The following is a 16,087-nucleotide window of genomic DNA, read 5'->3' on the forward strand; positions in this document are numbered from 1 at the left end:
CTTTAGAAATAGAATCTTGGCTTGTTAGTTTTAGCTCTTTAGAATCTGTTGTTTTTTGAGTTGAATTGGATTTGGAAGCTTTATCTATTAATTCTTTATCTTGTAAAAGACTACTCAAAATATTAGGAGATTCTTTATTGGTTTTTTGTGTTGATTTTACATTAAGATTTGTTTTGAGATTCTCATTAAGAATTAAGACTTCTTTTGCGGGCAATATTTCTTGTTTAATAACATCTTTGGGATTTTTAACTTGGTTCCCGTCTCCTGCTTGCATACTGATTTTTTGGACATTTAACTTCAAATCATCAGCAACTTTACTTAAATCTTTCAAGGTTTTTGTCTCTTGTTTTTGCGTCTTTGAAAACTCTAATAAATCTTTCGCGTTTTTTAAAGTTATATTAGTTGGCAAAGAAAGAGATGAGTTACTAGAAAACTTAGTTTTTATGTTTTTAGTTTGCACTTCTGTTCTTTGTGAATCTAAAAAGTTTTTAGAAAGATTATATTTTTCATCTAAACTTTTTAAAATCTTGCTTTGATTTTTCTCGCTCTTTAAGAGTTTATCAGTATCTTGAAAATCTACTTGTACATTTGAGGGAATATTTTTAGATTTTATTTCAGATTTTTTCACATTTTTATCTGAACTTAGAAAATTAAAGATTTCAGCAAATCCATCACTTTCATTTTTACTTTCATTTACATTTTTGCTATTTTGAGTTTTCACTGCACTTTTTTGATTGATTTTCTCAATCTCTAATAAAGGTAGCATTGTTGTGCCTCTCTTTAAAATTTAAGGATTTTTATAAAGTATAAGCAAAAGTCATTCCATAGATTTTTGTTCATTTGTTTAAGATTGTTTTAGATAAAATCCGCTCTTTATTTTATCAATAGAGGAAAAAATGCAAGAAATTAGAAATATTGCAGTGATTGCACACGTTGATCACGGAAAAACTACACTTGTAGATGGATTACTTAGACAATCAGGAACTTTTGCAAACCACGAGCAAGTTGATGAACGCGTAATGGATAGTAATGCCATTGAAAAAGAAAGAGGAATCACGATTTTATCTAAAAATACTGCAATTAACTATAAAGGCACAAAAATTAATATCATTGACACTCCTGGACACGCTGATTTTGGAGGAGAAGTTGAACGTGTTTTAAAAATGGTAGATGGTGTCCTCTTGCTTGTAGATGCACAAGAGGGCGTAATGCCTCAAACTAAATTTGTCGTTAAAAAAGCCCTTGCACTTGGAATTAGACCAATTGTTATCGTCAATAAAATTGATAAACCTGCTGCACAACCTGACCGAGTCATTGATGAAGTTTTTGATTTATTTTCAGCAATGGGAGCAAATGAAGAGCAACTAGATTTTCCAGTAATCTATGCTGCTGCACGTGATGGTTATGCAATGAAAGAGCTAGAAGATGAGAAGAAAAATTTAGAGCCACTTTTTGATGCAATTTTAGAATATGTTCCACTCCCAAGTGGTGAAAGCACAAACCCTCTACAAATTCAAATCTTTACCCTTGATTATGATAATTATGTAGGCAAAATCGGAATTGCTAGAATCTTCAATGGTAAAGTCAAAAAGGGTGAAAATGTAATGCTTGCAAAAAGTAATGGCGAGAAAATAACCGGGAAAATTACCAAACTGATTGGTTTTTATGGACTTGCTAGAACAGAAATTGATGAAGCACAGGCGGGAGATATTATTGCATTAGCGGGATTCCATTCTATTAATGTTGGAGATTCTATTGTAGATATTAACAACCCAATCCCACTAGACCCTATGCACCTAGAGGAACCTACAATGAGTGTGAATTTTGCAGTCAATGATTCTCCCTTTGCTGGAACAGAAGGCAAACACGTAACTGCCAATAAACTAAAAGAACGATTAGAAAAAGAAATGCAAACAAATATTGCAATGAAAATTGAAGAATTGGGTGAAGGAAAATTCAAAGTTAGTGGGCGTGGAGAACTACAAATCACTATTTTAGCAGAAAACTTACGCAGAGAGGATTATGAGTTTAGCATTTCTCGTCCTGAAGTCATTGTAAAAGAAATTGAAGGAACAAAATGCGAGCCTTTTGAATCCTTAGTCATTGATACACCCCAAGATTATGCAGGCAATGTGATTGAAAAACTAGGGCGTAGAAAGGCAGAATTAAAGGCTATGAATCCTATGGGAGAGGGTTATACACGTTTAGAATTTGAGATTCCAGCACGTGGGCTTATTGGCTACCGCAGTGAATTTTTGACAGATACTAAAGGGGAAGGCGTAATGAATAATAGCTTTTTAGAATTTCGCCCCTTTAGCGGTAATGTAGAGACAAGAAGTAATGGCGCACTTATTTCAATGGAAAGCGGAGAAGCCACGCCCTTTTCATTGGGAAATATTCAAGAACGTGGTGTGCTATTTATCCCGCCACAAACTAGAGTTTATGTTGGTATGGTGATTGGCGAACATAGTCGTGAAAATGATTTGGATGTTAATCCTATCAAAGCAAAACATTTAACCAATATGCGTGCAAGTGGCAGTGATGAAGCTATTAAACTTACTCCTCCAAGAGATTTAAACTTAGAACGTGCATTAGAATGGATTGAAGAAGATGAGATTTTGGAGATTACTCCAAAAAATATTAGAATTCGTAAAAAAGTCTTAGATCCAACACAAAGAAAGAGAAAGAAAGCCTAAATCATTATAGAAAGGAAAACTATGAATGAGTTTTTAAAATCCATAAATTTTAGACACGCTTGTAAATTGTTTAATGGACAAAGAATCCCAAAAGAGACTTTTACAGAAATTTTAGAGGTGGGGAGACTAGCACCTAGCTCTTTTGGTGTAGAACCTACACGTATGGTTGTGGTGCAAAGTGAGGAAGTTAAAAAGTTATTGAAGCCTTTATGCTGGAATCAAGAACAAATTACAACAGCAAGTGAAGTCGTGATTTATAAAACTTTAATCCAAGACATTATCCCAAAGAGTGCATATTTGAATTCTCAAGTGCAACGAAAAACACAAAATCCTGAAATTTTAGAGGGCTTTTATGGTGCATTGCAAGGGCATTTAAATGTAAGAGGATATTTAAGTGCTAAAAATATCTTTCATTGGGGTGCATTACAAGCTTATATTATGGCAACTTATATGGTAGCGTATGCAAGTTATTTAGGTATTGACACCTGCTATATTGAGGGCTTTGATAAGGAAGCAGTGGAAAAGTATTTAAACTTAGATACAACAAAAGAGCAAGTGGCACTTGTGGTGTGCTTTGGCTATCGCGCTAAGGAACAACAGCCAAGATTCCGCTTAAAGTTAGACGAAATAATAGAATACAAATAAAGGTGAATAATGCTAACTGTTATTAAAAGAAATGGTAGAATTGAACCACTTGATGTAACCAAAATTCAAAAATACACGCGTGATTCTGTTGTTGGCTTAGAGGGTGTTTCACAAAGTGAATTAGAAGTAGATGCAAAATTACAATTTCGTGATAAAATCACCACACAAGAGATTCAACAAACCCTAATTAAAACTGCCGTAGATAAAATTGACATTGATTGCCCAAATTGGACTTTTGTTGCTTCAAGGCTTTTTTTATATGATTTATATCATCGTGTCAATGGTTTTAATGGCTATAAAACCTTGCGTGAGTATTTAGAATTAGGCGAAAATGAAAATCGTATTATTAGAGGAATGAGAGAAAAGTTTGATTTAGAACGTTTGGATAAAAAGATTGATTCAAGCAGAGATTTACAATTTACTTATCTTGGCATTAAAACACTTTATGATAGATATTTATTAAAAAACAAAAAGGGTGAGCCTATTGAGTTGCCACAACATATGTTTATGGGTATTGCTATGTTTTTAGCACAAAATGAACAAGACCCGAACTTTTGGGCAGAGCAATTCTATGATTTACTTTCTAAATTTGAAGTAATGGCAGCTACACCTACGCTTTCTAATGCTAGAACTCCGCGACATCAGCTAAGTTCGTGTTATATCGGAAGCACACCGGATAATATTGAAGGGATTTTTGATTCCTACAAAGAAATGGCGCTTTTGAGCAAATATGGAGGTGGAATCGGTTGGGATTTCTCCAAAATTCGTGGTCTTGGGAGCTTCATTGATGGACACAAAAACGCAGCGGGGGGAGTGATTCCCTTCTTGAAAATTACCAATGATATTGCAATTGCAGTAGATCAACTAGGCACACGCAAAGGGGCAATTTCTGTCTATCTTGAGCCGTGGCATAGTGATATTTTTGACTTCATAGATATTAAGAAAAATAGCGGGGAAGAAAGACGTAGAACCCACGATTTATTTCCTGCACTTTGGATTCCAGATTTATTTATGAAACGTGTAAGTGAAGATGGCTTGTGGAATTTGTTTGATTCACTTACTTGTTCGGATTTAACAAATCTTTATGGAGATGCATTTGAAGCACGTTATATCCAATATGAGCAAGACCCCAATATCCCAAAAGAAACCATTAAAGCAAAAGATTTATGGAAAAGAATTTTGACTAATTACTTTGAGGTAGGCTCACCTTTTTTATGCTTCAAAGATAATGCCAATCGGGCAAATCCAAATTCGCATTCTGGAATTATTCGCAGTTCCAACCTTTGCACAGAAATTTTTCAAAACACTGAACCCAATGAATGCTTTATTCGCGTAGAGTATGAAGATGGGACGATTGAAGATTTTGCTGAATATCAAGAAGTTATTACTGATTGTGGTATTAAAAAATCCTCCAATAAAATCACTTCTATGGATAGCATTAGGGGGAAAAAAGTCTTTATTGCTCAAAGAGAATCCAAAGATGGTAAAACAGCCGTATGTAATCTTGCTTCCATTAATCTTTCAAAAATCCATACTAAAGAAGATATTGAACGTGTCGTGCCGATTGCTATAAGAATGCTAGATAATGTGATTGATTTAAACTTCTGCCCAAATCGTAAAGTTAAAGTTACAAACCTAAATAACCGCGCCATTGGATTGGGTGTAATGGGTGAAGCACAGATGTTAGCAGAATCACGCATTGAATGGGGAAGTGATTATCACTTGGCTAAAATTGATGAAATTATGGAAATGATAAGCTATAATGCGATAAAAGCAAGCTGTAACCTTGCTCAAGAAAAAGGTGTTTATAGCGAATTTATTGGTTCTCATTGGTCTCAAGGAATCTTCCCAATTGATAAGGCGAACAACGAAGCAAAGAAGTTAGTGGATAGGGGGGGGCTTTTTGGATTCGTCTATGATTGGGAGAATTTACGCAAAGAAGTTAAAACTAAAGGAATCCGCAATGGTTATTTAATGGCAATTGCGCCCACAAGCTCCATTTCTATTCTTGTTGGAACAACACAAACGATTGAGCCAATTTACAAACGCAAATGGTTTGAAGAAAATTTAAGTGGGCTTATTCCTGTCGTTGCCCCTAATTTGAGCTTAGATAATTGGAACTATTATACTTCTGCTTATGAAATAGACCAAAGATTGCTTATCAAGGCTGCAGCGATTCGTCAAAAATGGATTGACCAAGGGCAAAGCACAAATATTTTTATGGCTTTAAATCTTGCAAGCGGTAAATATTTGAATGAAATTTATACTTTAGCGTGGAAACTAGGTTTAAAATCCACTTATTATTTGCGCTCTCAAAGTATTGAAGTAGAAAGTAGTGCAGATGCAATAGACCGCAGTATTGAGTGTGAGGGTTGCCAATAGGTGAAGAAATCCTATCTCATTGATACTTCAGTTATTTTAGATGATGTGGAGAATCTCTTTTTTCTCTACCAAAATGGTCAAAATTCAGTTTTTATTTGCGATGTAACTTTAAGTGAATTAGACAAAAAGAAAGATTTAAGCAACGAAACAGGGTTTTTTGCACGAGAATTTTTCAGAAACATTTTAGGAGATTCTGCTTCCATTTCAGAGCTTAATGCACGCAATGAAGATAAAATACACACGATTTACTTTGCACGCAATGAAGATAAAATACCCCTACAAATCATTCATCGTCCAAACTACAAGATTCAGTCTAAAGACTATGGATTAAATGACGCTAGGCTTTTAGAAATTGCTAGAGATTATCATCTCACTTTACTTACCAATGATATTTCACTAAAAATCTATGCACTTTCTTTAAATATTCCCTCACAATCCTTAATGAGAGATAGAATAGAAAATCCACAAAGCATTCGTTTTTTGCATTCTTTTAAAGCACACAAAAATAATTTAAAAGAAAATGTAGAATCTAGTTCTACATTTGTGGCACTTAAAAATTGGAGTTTGATTGAAGTATTGGAACAGGATAACACTGAAAATAGCCTCTATTTTACAGGAAGAAAATATTATGGCATTAAACAAGATGGAATCTTTGAACTCCTAGACTTTGATACGCGTTTAACAGAAGATAAACTCTATGTTAATCCAATTAATTTAGAGCAAAAATTCCTCTATGCACTGCTGACACATTCTAAAAATAAAATTACTATTTGTAGCGGTGCAACAGGTAGCGGTAAAACTCTCATTGCCCTGCAAGCTGGCTTACATTTGCTTAAAAAAGGTGCAATCAATGGAATTGTTTATTTGCGCAACACCATCACAGCAAATGACAGAGAAGCAGAACTTGGATTCCGTAAAGGCGATGAGAATCAAAAGCTCAATTACTTTATGTATCCTCTCTTTAGTGCGATTAACTTTATGATTACCAAAATGCAAAAGGAATCTTTAGCAAAACGTATAGAATATCGTGGCGAAGCAAATAGCATACAAAGCCAAGAAGCCACAGAATATTTTTTAAATAAACACAACATTGAAGTTTTAGATATTGCCCACGCACGTGGAGTAAGCATTGCAAAAAAATTTGTCATTTTTGATGAAGCTCAAAATGCCTCCAACGCAACGATTAAACTTATTGGCACGAGAATGGCAGAAGATTCTAGGATAGTTTTTTTAGGAGACCCTATGCAAATAGACCATCCTTATCTCAGTAAATATCGTAATGGCTTAATAAGCCTCCTCCAAAAGGCAAAGCAAGATGATTTTCTAGCAGGCATTGTTTTACATCAGACTATTCGGAGTGAGATTGCAGGTTGGTTTGAGGAAAATTTCTAATCGACGCTTTAAATCGTTTAGAAGTGCATTAATTATATTGCAACAATTCTACTTTAGCTAGAAAGAATTTCAAGTTTTCTAAACTTGCTTCTATCGTCAAATATACATTATTTTCTACAAATTCTTTTTGAATAATGTTAATTTCAAATTTCTTAATTAAATATTCCACTTGTGAGAAAATTGCAAAAGAAACTTGAATATACGCTTTTTCTTTAGGAGTATATACTTGCAACGCACCCTGCTCTTTTGCCTTGATTACAACCTCTCTTGCTCCTTGTGTGTAAGCACGCACAAGCCCACCTGTGCCAAGTAATGTACCTCCAAAATAACGAACAATCAATAATCCACAATTTATCAAATCATACCCACGCAAGACCTTTAATATCGGCATACCTGAAGTGCCTTTTGGCTCTCCATCATCACTAAAACTTTCTTCAATCTGTCCTTGTAGATTAAATTTGCGTGAAGAGGTTACAAAATGCACTGCTTTAGGGTGTTTTATTCGCATTTGAGCAACAAACTCTACAAAACTACCTATTGCGACTAAATAGGAAATAAACTCTGAACCTTTAACTTCAAAACTAGATTCTATGGTCATTAAGGGATAATATAGTTTAGTCATTACTCTCTTGTAAGCGCTTAAGACTTCCTTGTGCAAAACTTTGAATTCTTTGAATAATAGAATCTAATCCCACGACTTCACAAATTGCACCTTTTGCAATAGCTTGCTTAGGCATTCCGAATACAACGCAACTCTCTTCGTCTTGCGCAATCGTATAAGCTCCATTGTCATAAAGCTCTTTTATCCCAATACTTCCATCATCTCCCATTCCTGTCATAATAATAGCCAAAGCATTTTTTCCTACAACATTATTTACACTACGAAACATTACATCTACGCTTGGACAATGACGAGAAATACGAATCCCCTCTTGAGCAGTTGCATAATAATCGTTACAATGCTTTCCTAAAATCATATGCAAACCACCTGCTGCTAAATATGCGCAGGAATCACACAAAGCGACTCTTTCTTTTACCTCATATACATCTAACTTAGAAATTTTATTTAATCTTTGCGCAAAAGAAGTAGAAAAATTACCAGGTATATGTTGTGTAATGACGATGGGTGGTAAATCTCTTGGTAAGGATTGTAAAATCTTTGCAATTGCATCTACTCCCCCCGTGCTTGCTCCAATAGCAATCAGTTTTTTACCCTCTCCCTTATAGGGATTAGATTTTAACAATAAATCTGGATGATGTTTTTCGTGAATATTTACAACCAAATTAATCCATCACTTTTACAAAAATATTTTTTCCTAAACGTTCCACTTTATGAGCAAGATTCAAAATACTTTCTGAATGCCCAAGATAAAGAGTTCCCCCAATTTTTAAATGGGAAAATAATTTACTTAAGATTTGTTCTTGGTCTGAAACCTTAAAATAAATTAATACATTGCGACAAAAAATAATATCAAACTCTTTATGCGCAAAGGGATACCTTGAGTCATAAAGATTCTGCTGTTTAAAAGTCAAAATATTTTTTAAATTTAATTTAGCTTCCATAAAAAGCTCATATTCATTTTTATATTTTATCTCAAAATAATCTTTCAAATCTAACCAAGTTGGCAAAGGATTTAATTTGGTATTCACAATATATTTGCCTACTTTAGCAAACTCAAGTACAGAGGTGTCAATGTCCGTTGCAAGCACACTCATATGTGTATTAGAGCGATAAACTTCTCTAGCATAAAGCAAGGTAGCCGCAATAGAATAAGGCTCTTCTCCTGTAGAACTTGCTGAGCAATAGACTTTCATCGGTTCATTTCCCCTCAATCTTTGGGGCAAGATTCTATCCAACATATCTTCAAAGTGAAATTCCTCACGGAAAAAATCTGTTTTGTTAGTCGTAAAAGCATTAATAAATTCTTGTTTAAATTGCCCTTGTTTAATTTGATTAAAAAAATCATCAAAATCTTGGATTCCAAATTTTCTTTTTAAAACATCAAGACGATTCTTAATTGTAGAATCCTTGCTAGATGGCAGATAAATTCCTGCTATTTTATAAATCATTTCCCGTGCTGTATTAATATTATTATTACTAATATTTAAAGACATCATTCCTCTTTAGTTTAAATTATGCTGTTTTTTATAAATCTCTTGCCACATTTGTGGAGTAAGCGTATCAGTGATTTGCCCAATCACTTGATATTGTTGATAATAATCTTCTACAAAAGCTTTAACTTCGGGTTTTATAGGTTTATAGTTACCCTCCTTATCTTTTATCACATAATTTTCTAAAAAAACTTTTGCATCTTGTTTATTTAAATAAGTTAAAATTAATTGATTGTAAGTTTCTAAATATTGTTTTCTTAAGAGCTGCATTGCATTTTCATTAGTATTTACTTCCAAAGCAGTCATTTCAAAACTTCCTTTATAACGCAAAATACCTGCACCAAATAATACTGATAAATGTATCAAACCCTCACAATAATAAGGCAAAACCTCATCTTCTTTCATCCAGGCAATCAATCCAACTGCGCGTGCAATAAGATTAAATATAATCTCTTGTAAAAGTGGCTGACTCGCGGATAGAAAATAATAAATAAGCCCCCCCATTGTAGCCTTAAATTCCTCTATATTCTTGAATTGACCACTTCCATTCATTTTTAATTCACTATCTAAACTCACCCATAAAATATGTCCAAATTCGTGTCCAATCGTTGAAATCTCATAAACTTTATACCAATCTTCTTTCCTAAAAAATAATAACTCCCTATTAAAGTCTAAAAATTCTTTTGGGAAAGTCTTGGAAGATAAAAGCATAAAAGGCTTTGCTAAAGATAGCTCACGCACCCTATCTGGAAAATAAAAAATCTTTTTACCATACTTTTCACTCACTTTTTCATCATTTGGAACAACTTGAGCACTAAAAAGCCCATTGAGTTCTGCTCCATAAAAAAGTGCGGGTAACCCTCCATAACTCTGTGTTTTGAGCAAAGATTCTTGCACACAAGTATCAATTTCTTTTTTATATTGTGTATCAGGCACTTTTGAGCTATAAAATTGATAAAATTTCAACATAGATTCTTTGGAGATTTTACAATCTTGTAATTCTTGCAGATTTAGCAAATCAACACCTTCATAAATTCTAGCGATACGCAAATCCCATTCTGGCGCAACTGCTCTTCTAAAATGGTCTTCATAATACTCTAAAGGGTGTCCAATTTGCAAAGGAGAGGAGATTGCCATCCAAGCTTTATCTACAAGTCGCCAAGATTCTAATAACCTATTAGGGCTACTTTGCATAAGTGCCGATTTTAACACACTAAGATAATTTAAATACGCATTTTTTTGTTCTAACTTTGGACAAACTTCAGGAATCTTTCTTAGAGATTCTATACTAGAGTCAAAAGCAATTTTTAATGCTTTAAATTCTTCTTTAAAAAATTCTACATAAGCGACTGCTTGATAAACAGAACCTTTAAGCACAGGGACAGAGTAACTCCTATCACTTTTTTCATTCTCTTGCCTAAACTCATCTTTTTGACTTGGCAACTGCTGCAATGTATCTTGAGTAACAATCCCATTCAAGATAGCACAAGAGCTAGAATGTGAAACTTCAAAACTAGGTCCTAAAACTTTTAAAATTTTCTCTAAATCATTGCAGTAAGTTTGATTAAGCTTCCGATTAATCCCTAAAATCAAATCCCGTTGCCAGGCAACAAAAAAATCATTAAAGCATAGTCCAATTCTATGCACTGCTTGCAATAATGCACAAAAAAATGGTGTTAAAAGCTGTTCTTTAGCAATATATTGCAATAAATTTTTATGTTTATCCATATAAAAGTTCTGTGTAATCTTTAGTAATTGCATTCGCAAAGAAATTACCTGTTCTTCTGGTAATTCAAGCTTTTGCAACATATTCATTAAGGAAGATTCTTGTAATGTAACTACACGTTCAATACAAGCAAGTAAGGTTTCACGATTATGAGGAATCTGCACAAATATACTTTCTAAGAAATGTGGAATCTGATTTGTCTCTATTGATTTATAAAGTTGATTGATTTGTTTATTTTGAAGTTCCAAGCGTCTATAAACCTTTGCGACATCTTGCAAAATTTCCATTTCCATTTTTATGCTCCTATACATTCGTTATAATCTAGAATTTAAAGTGTTTTTACTCCTGTGTTCTTTAATCATTTGATAAGCAGAATTAATCTTTTGTAATTTTTGTGTGCTAGTTTCCATAATAGATTGTTCCAAACCTTTATGATACAAAATATCTGGATGAAATTGACGCACAAGATTTTTATAGGTTTTCTTAATCTGTTCCATTGTATCTTCTGGTTGAACACCCAAGGTTTCATAGGCTTCTTTTAAATTAGAATCTATTTGTTTTTGTGCATAAAATTTTTCAAATGTATCATACAAAGCATTAAAATCATCATTACTAATTTCCAAATACGCTGCAACATCTAAAATCATCTCGCGCTCATTACTGCCTAACTCTCCATCGGCATAAGCAAGTGCAAGCAAATATTCTACTATTTTCAAACGACTTTTATATTGCCCTTTTGTAAGTGCCGCATATTCTTGAGTAAGAGATTCCACACTTGCATTCGTTGAATTAAAAATTTTATGCAAAATCTCTAATATTTCATCTTTTTGGTTCATTGCACTTTGCAAACATAATGCCTCTGCAATATCTTGCATTGTATTTTCCATAAGTTCTTGCTCTAATTCACATACTTTGCCATCACTTTGAGCAAGTTTGGATAAAAGTGCAACAATTAAACCATATTCGCTATTTCTAATTTTTTCTTCTCTACTAAGACTTGGAGTTTGTTCTTGTTTTTTATAAGGATTTTGATATTCACTAAACTCATTATTCTCCTCTTTAGTATTAATACGAGGACGCTTTTGAGGATTATTTAAATAATCTTTGAAATTCATTAATGCAATAGCAATAATCACGATCGTAATAAATAATAAAATCTCCATTCAACCTCTTTTATTTTTTAAAAAACCGTTTAAACTTGCCTAAAATTCCACTTTCATTTAAGAATCCCAACTCTTGAAGCTTAAGTTTAATTTCTGCAATTCCAGCCTCATCTGCTTCTACTGCTATACTTTGGCTTGATATATCCACTTGCAAAGAAGGATATTTTTGCAAAAGTGCTTCATTGATTTTTTGAATACACCCTTGACATTTAATATTTTGACATTGTATTTTTTCCATCTTAAAGTTTCCTAAATTATTATTGTGCAATATGTGGTGGGCTCTATAGGACTTGAACCTATGACCAATCGGTTATGAGCCGAGTGCTCTAACCAGCTGAGCTAAGAGCCCTTTTTGAAAAAGAGCTATGATTATACACAAATTTGTATCTAAAGGCAAGTAAATTTTCTAATACTGCAAAAAGAATCATAAAAGTAATAAAACTACTCCCTCCATAACTAAACAATGGAAGTGGAATCCCAACTACTGGGGCTAATCCTATCGTCATTGCAATATTTACTCCAGAATAAATAAAAATTAACAACCCTGCACAATAAGACACAACTTTCAAAAAATAGTCTTTTTCATTTTCCAAACTCATAGAAAAAATATGGAAGATTAAAGAGCCATATAAAATAAATAACCCGATCACACCTATAAAACCAAATCTTTCTACAAAATAAGGAAAGATGAAATCACTTGTCGCAATAGGTAAAAACTTATAGAGTGCCTGCGTTGCCTCCTCTTTTTCTTTTCCATAAATACCACCTGAACCAATTGCAATCATTGCTTGTTTAACTTGATAATCTGGCTCTTTAGAGATAAAATCCACAATCCGTTTTTTTTGATAATCGTGCAAGTTTGCATATAAAATTGGCGATAAAAACAAAATACCAACCGCTAAAGTGAGCCAAATTTTATAATTGACACCGACCAAAAACAACGCACCAAAGCTCATTAATAACAAGACGAGTGCCGTTCCTAAATCTGGTTGTTTTAACACTAATAAAAAGGGTAAAAGAATCAAAAAAGATAATTTCAAAAAATCTAATAACTTATAACCATTTTTACTTGGTGGTTTTTCACTAGCATAATAAGCCAACATTAAAATTAATGCGGGTTTCATTGTTTCTGATGGCTGAAAAGTAAAGTGTATAAAGGGAATCTCAAGCCACCTTTGTGCTCCTAAACGCGTATCTCCAAAAAACTCCACCAAGACCAATAATATGATATTAATACAATAAAAACTGACGATAAACCAAGGGATTTTGCGTGCAGGAATTAAAAAGACTATTGCAAAAATCAACAATCCTACACCCACATATATTATAACTTTATTGCCCAAAAACTCACTATTCTCATTAATTAAAAACCAAGAAAGCAAAATAATGGGAGTAATCAATAAAGGTAAAGTCCAATCAAAATATGCTAAAATTTTATGATTAAAATTAAACAAAAACAATCCCAAATAATGATATTTAAGGCGTAATTTTAACATAAATTTTAAATAAAGCACAAAATAAATGAAAAAAACTCATAAAGTTCATTCTTTCTTTAGTATTACTCTATCTCCAAATCAGGATTTTATTCAAAATCACTTGGATACTTTGGAAAAATCCCATAAAATTTCTTGCCAAACCCTCACTCCTAACTCTGATGAAACAGGAATCAGAGCAGATATCTTTATCGCAAAAACACTTCAAATTTCACGCTCACAAGTAGAGAAATTAATTTCTAAAGAGAAAATTTTACTCAACGGTGTAACTTTAAAAAAACACGGAATAACCTTAAAACCAAAAGATATTCTTGTAATTCAAAAAGAAATATCTAAAACAAATAATTTAATAAAACCCGAAAACTTAGAGATTCCAATCCTCTACCAAGATGAGGATATATTAGTTTTAAATAAACCTGCTGGATTAATCGTGCATCGCACCAACCAACAAGACACGCAATGGACTCTTGTCCATTGGTTACAAGAGCAAAATTTCTCACTTTCTAACCTTGGGGATTCTTATCGTGCAGGTATCGTTCATAGGTTAGATAAAGGCACAAGTGGTGCAATTGTTATTGCTAAGACTAATTTTGCACACGAACATTTAAAACAACAACTTCAAATGCGCCAAATGGGACGCTATTATCTCTGCATTATTGATAAAAAACTAAAAGAATCGCAAATTGTAGATTCCCCTTTAATTCGTCATTCCAAAAACCGCTTAAAATACATTGTTGCAAATAAAGAGAATCTTGATGCAAGATCTGCCAAAACTGCATTTTTCAAAATCGCCTCCGCAAATAGCAAACACTATGAATTAATTGGGGCAAAACTTTTTAGTGGGCGCACTCATCAAATTCGCGCACATTTAAGCGGCTTAAATCGCCATATCCTAGGAGATGTCTTCTATGGTTATCCAAAAGGTTCCAGCCATAAAGAGTTTTCACAAGATAGAATTGCACTTCACTCTCATCTATTATACTTAAAACACCCAAAAAATAATGATATTTTATATCTTTATGCTCCACCCTTTAAAGAAATGCAAGATTTTTTAAAAACACATTTTGATTTAAAATCCTATCAAGATTCTTATGCAAACCTCATTTTTCCCCTTGACAATTTATATCAATCCATTTTCTCTTAAAATTCTTTATAACAAATCTTGCACTACATTATATATTTATGTTAAAATTAATAAGTTTTACTTTCTACATTGCATTATTTAAGGAATCCAAATGATTTTAAATCGTCCATTCAGTTTTTTTCTAGGTGGAATCGTTTCTATTTTGATGTTGGCTTTTAATGGTTGCTCTACGATGATAAATCCAAATCCAAGTGTCAATAGTTCCATAATGCCTCCAAAAAATATCCGAGTTCTAAGTGATATTAACACCAATGCTTTTGAATGGGATTCTATTCAAGATCCAGAAATTGCAGGTTACTATATCTATCGCAAACAAGCTAATGCACAAAATTTTAGCAAAATCGCCACACTAGATTCGCGCTTTATTACACATTATGCAGATAACAAACTAGATTCTAATACAGAATATGTCTATCAATTTGCTTCTTTTGACAAGCAGAAAAATGTCTCCAGTTTTTCTCAAGCTATTACTGCAAAAACACATTCTATTAGTGCGGTTAATTATGTCGAAGCAATTAGTAACTATCCAAGAAAAGTAAAAATTATTTGGAGTCCTCATCAAGATACACGCGTTAATGGTTATATTGTAGAACGAAAGGAAAAAAATGGGAATTGGAAAGAGTTAAACAAAATCCCCAACCGCTTACTTGTAGAATATTTAGATACTAAGCTAGAAGATGGCACAACTTATGAATACCAAGTCATAGCCTATAATGCAAATGGTTCTCGCTCTATTCCCTCTAAAAGCGTCCAAGCAACCACCAAATCAAAACCTGCGCAAATTACTAATTTCAAAGCAACCAATAATATTCCAAAACAAATCAATTTAAGTTGGAATCTACACAACAATCCTGAAGTAACTTCTTATAAAATTTTACGTTCGGGGTTTATTTCTAGTTTTTATACTACTCTTGCTACATTACCTAGCAATACAAACTCTTATCAAGATTTAATTGATAAAGATGGGGAACAATATAATTATAAAATCATCGCCACAGATAAAGATGGGATTGATAGTTTAGAAGTAGGACCTATCATAGGTTCTACTTTATCAGTACCAAATGCACCCAATATAACCTATGCACAAATTGAAAATGGTTCCGTTGTGCTAAGATGGAATCCTACGGATAACCGCGCCACAGAATATATCGTCTATAAAAAAGATTCTATATTCTTTGGGGAAACTCTACGTTACAACAAAGTCCTAACTACAGAATTTATTGACAGAGAAATTAAAGCGGGAGAAAAATACTATTATCGTGTCAGCACAATAGATAAAAATGGATTAGAATCCAAACCATCTCAAGAAGTTGTGCTTTCTTTACCTAAATAAA

The 16,087-nt window shown here is 33.1% G+C and carries 14 protein-coding genes and 1 tRNA gene; 6 read left to right on the top strand and 9 right to left on the bottom strand.

The features are described from left to right. The coding region (locus Q0Y61_RS06575) for a hypothetical protein (RefSeq protein WP_297813255.1) at positions 1-766 on the bottom strand (766 nt) is incomplete at its 3' end. Between the two features lie 130 nt (positions 767-896). Here Q0Y61_RS06575 and typA point away from each other — a divergent pair. The 4 genes from typA to Q0Y61_RS06595 are packed head-to-tail and all read left to right on the top strand — an operon-like array spanning position 897 to position 7,115. After that, on the top strand, positions 897-2,696 hold the full coding sequence (gene typA, locus Q0Y61_RS06580; protein ID WP_297813258.1) for a translational GTPase TypA: 1,800 nt from the start codon (positions 897-899) through the stop codon (positions 2,694-2,696). Positions 2,697-2,717: 21 nt separating this feature from the next. Continuing rightward, complete coding sequence (locus Q0Y61_RS06585) at positions 2,718-3,341, top strand: NAD(P)H-dependent oxidoreductase (RefSeq protein WP_297813261.1); 624 nt, start codon at positions 2,718-2,720, stop codon at positions 3,339-3,341. A 9-nt stretch (positions 3,342-3,350) separates the two neighbouring features. Beyond that, entirely contained in the window at positions 3,351-5,723 is a 2,373-nt protein-coding gene (locus tag Q0Y61_RS06590) for a ribonucleoside-diphosphate reductase subunit alpha (protein WP_297813263.1), read from the top strand. After that, the gene (locus Q0Y61_RS06595) at positions 5,724-7,115 is read left to right on the top strand and encodes a PhoH family protein (RefSeq protein ID WP_297813266.1); all 1,392 of its coding nucleotides are present in this window, start codon (positions 5,724-5,726) and stop codon (positions 7,113-7,115) included. Positions 7,116-7,143: 28 nt separating this feature from the next. On the opposite strand, the gene Q0Y61_RS06600 is transcribed toward Q0Y61_RS06595, so the two are convergent. The 8 genes from Q0Y61_RS06600 to Q0Y61_RS06635 form a co-directional block, all read right to left on the bottom strand. Continuing rightward, positions 7,144-7,737: a YigZ family protein gene (locus tag Q0Y61_RS06600; protein ID WP_297813269.1), complete on the bottom strand. Its 594-nt coding sequence runs from the start codon at positions 7,735-7,737 to the stop codon at positions 7,144-7,146. Beyond that, on the bottom strand, positions 7,730-8,398 hold the full coding sequence (locus Q0Y61_RS06605; protein ID WP_297813273.1) for a CheB methylesterase domain-containing protein: 669 nt from the start codon (positions 8,396-8,398) through the stop codon (positions 7,730-7,732). Before Q0Y61_RS06605 ends, Q0Y61_RS06600 begins: the two co-directional genes overlap by 8 nt. A 1-nt stretch (position 8,399) precedes the next feature. Further along, the gene (locus tag Q0Y61_RS06610) at positions 8,400-9,230 is read right to left on the bottom strand and encodes a protein-glutamate O-methyltransferase CheR (RefSeq protein WP_297813276.1); all 831 of its coding nucleotides are present in this window, start codon (positions 9,228-9,230) and stop codon (positions 8,400-8,402) included. Positions 9,231-9,239: 9 nt separating this feature from the next. Continuing rightward, the gene (gene ciaB, locus Q0Y61_RS06615; protein ID WP_297813279.1) at positions 9,240-11,246 is read right to left on the bottom strand and encodes an invasion protein CiaB; all 2,007 of its coding nucleotides are present in this window, start codon (positions 11,244-11,246) and stop codon (positions 9,240-9,242) included. A gap of 21 nt (positions 11,247-11,267) precedes the next feature. Further along, positions 11,268-12,116 carry a TerB family tellurite resistance protein gene (locus Q0Y61_RS06620; RefSeq protein WP_297813282.1) on the bottom strand — a complete coding sequence of 283 codons (849 nt, stop codon included), beginning with the start codon at positions 12,114-12,116 and terminating at the stop codon, positions 11,268-11,270. A 10-nt stretch (positions 12,117-12,126) separates the two neighbouring features. After that, positions 12,127-12,354 (bottom strand): hypothetical protein, encoded by a 228-nt coding sequence (locus Q0Y61_RS06625; protein WP_297813285.1) that lies wholly within the window; start codon positions 12,352-12,354, stop codon positions 12,127-12,129. A gap of 34 nt (positions 12,355-12,388) precedes the next feature. Beyond that, a tRNA-Ile gene (locus Q0Y61_RS06630) sits at positions 12,389-12,465 on the bottom strand. Beyond that, the gene (locus tag Q0Y61_RS06635) at positions 12,443-13,570 is read right to left on the bottom strand and encodes an FtsW/RodA/SpoVE family cell cycle protein (RefSeq protein ID WP_297813288.1); all 1,128 of its coding nucleotides are present in this window, start codon (positions 13,568-13,570) and stop codon (positions 12,443-12,445) included. Before Q0Y61_RS06635 ends, Q0Y61_RS06630 begins: the two co-directional genes overlap by 23 nt. 67 nt (positions 13,571-13,637) lie before the next feature. On the opposite strand from Q0Y61_RS06635, the gene Q0Y61_RS06640 reads away from it, so the two are divergent. Then, positions 13,638-14,753: an RluA family pseudouridine synthase gene (locus tag Q0Y61_RS06640; RefSeq protein WP_297813291.1), complete on the top strand. Its 1,116-nt coding sequence runs from the start codon at positions 13,638-13,640 to the stop codon at positions 14,751-14,753. Positions 14,754-14,844: 91 nt separating this feature from the next. Next, entirely contained in the window at positions 14,845-16,086 is a 1,242-nt protein-coding gene (locus tag Q0Y61_RS06645) for a fibronectin type III domain-containing protein (protein ID WP_297813295.1), read from the top strand. Position 16,087: the final 1 nt, after the last annotated feature.

It is taken from the genome of uncultured Helicobacter sp., assembly GCF_947367035.1.
GTDB lineage: Bacteria > Campylobacterota > Campylobacteria > Campylobacterales > Helicobacteraceae > Helicobacter_D.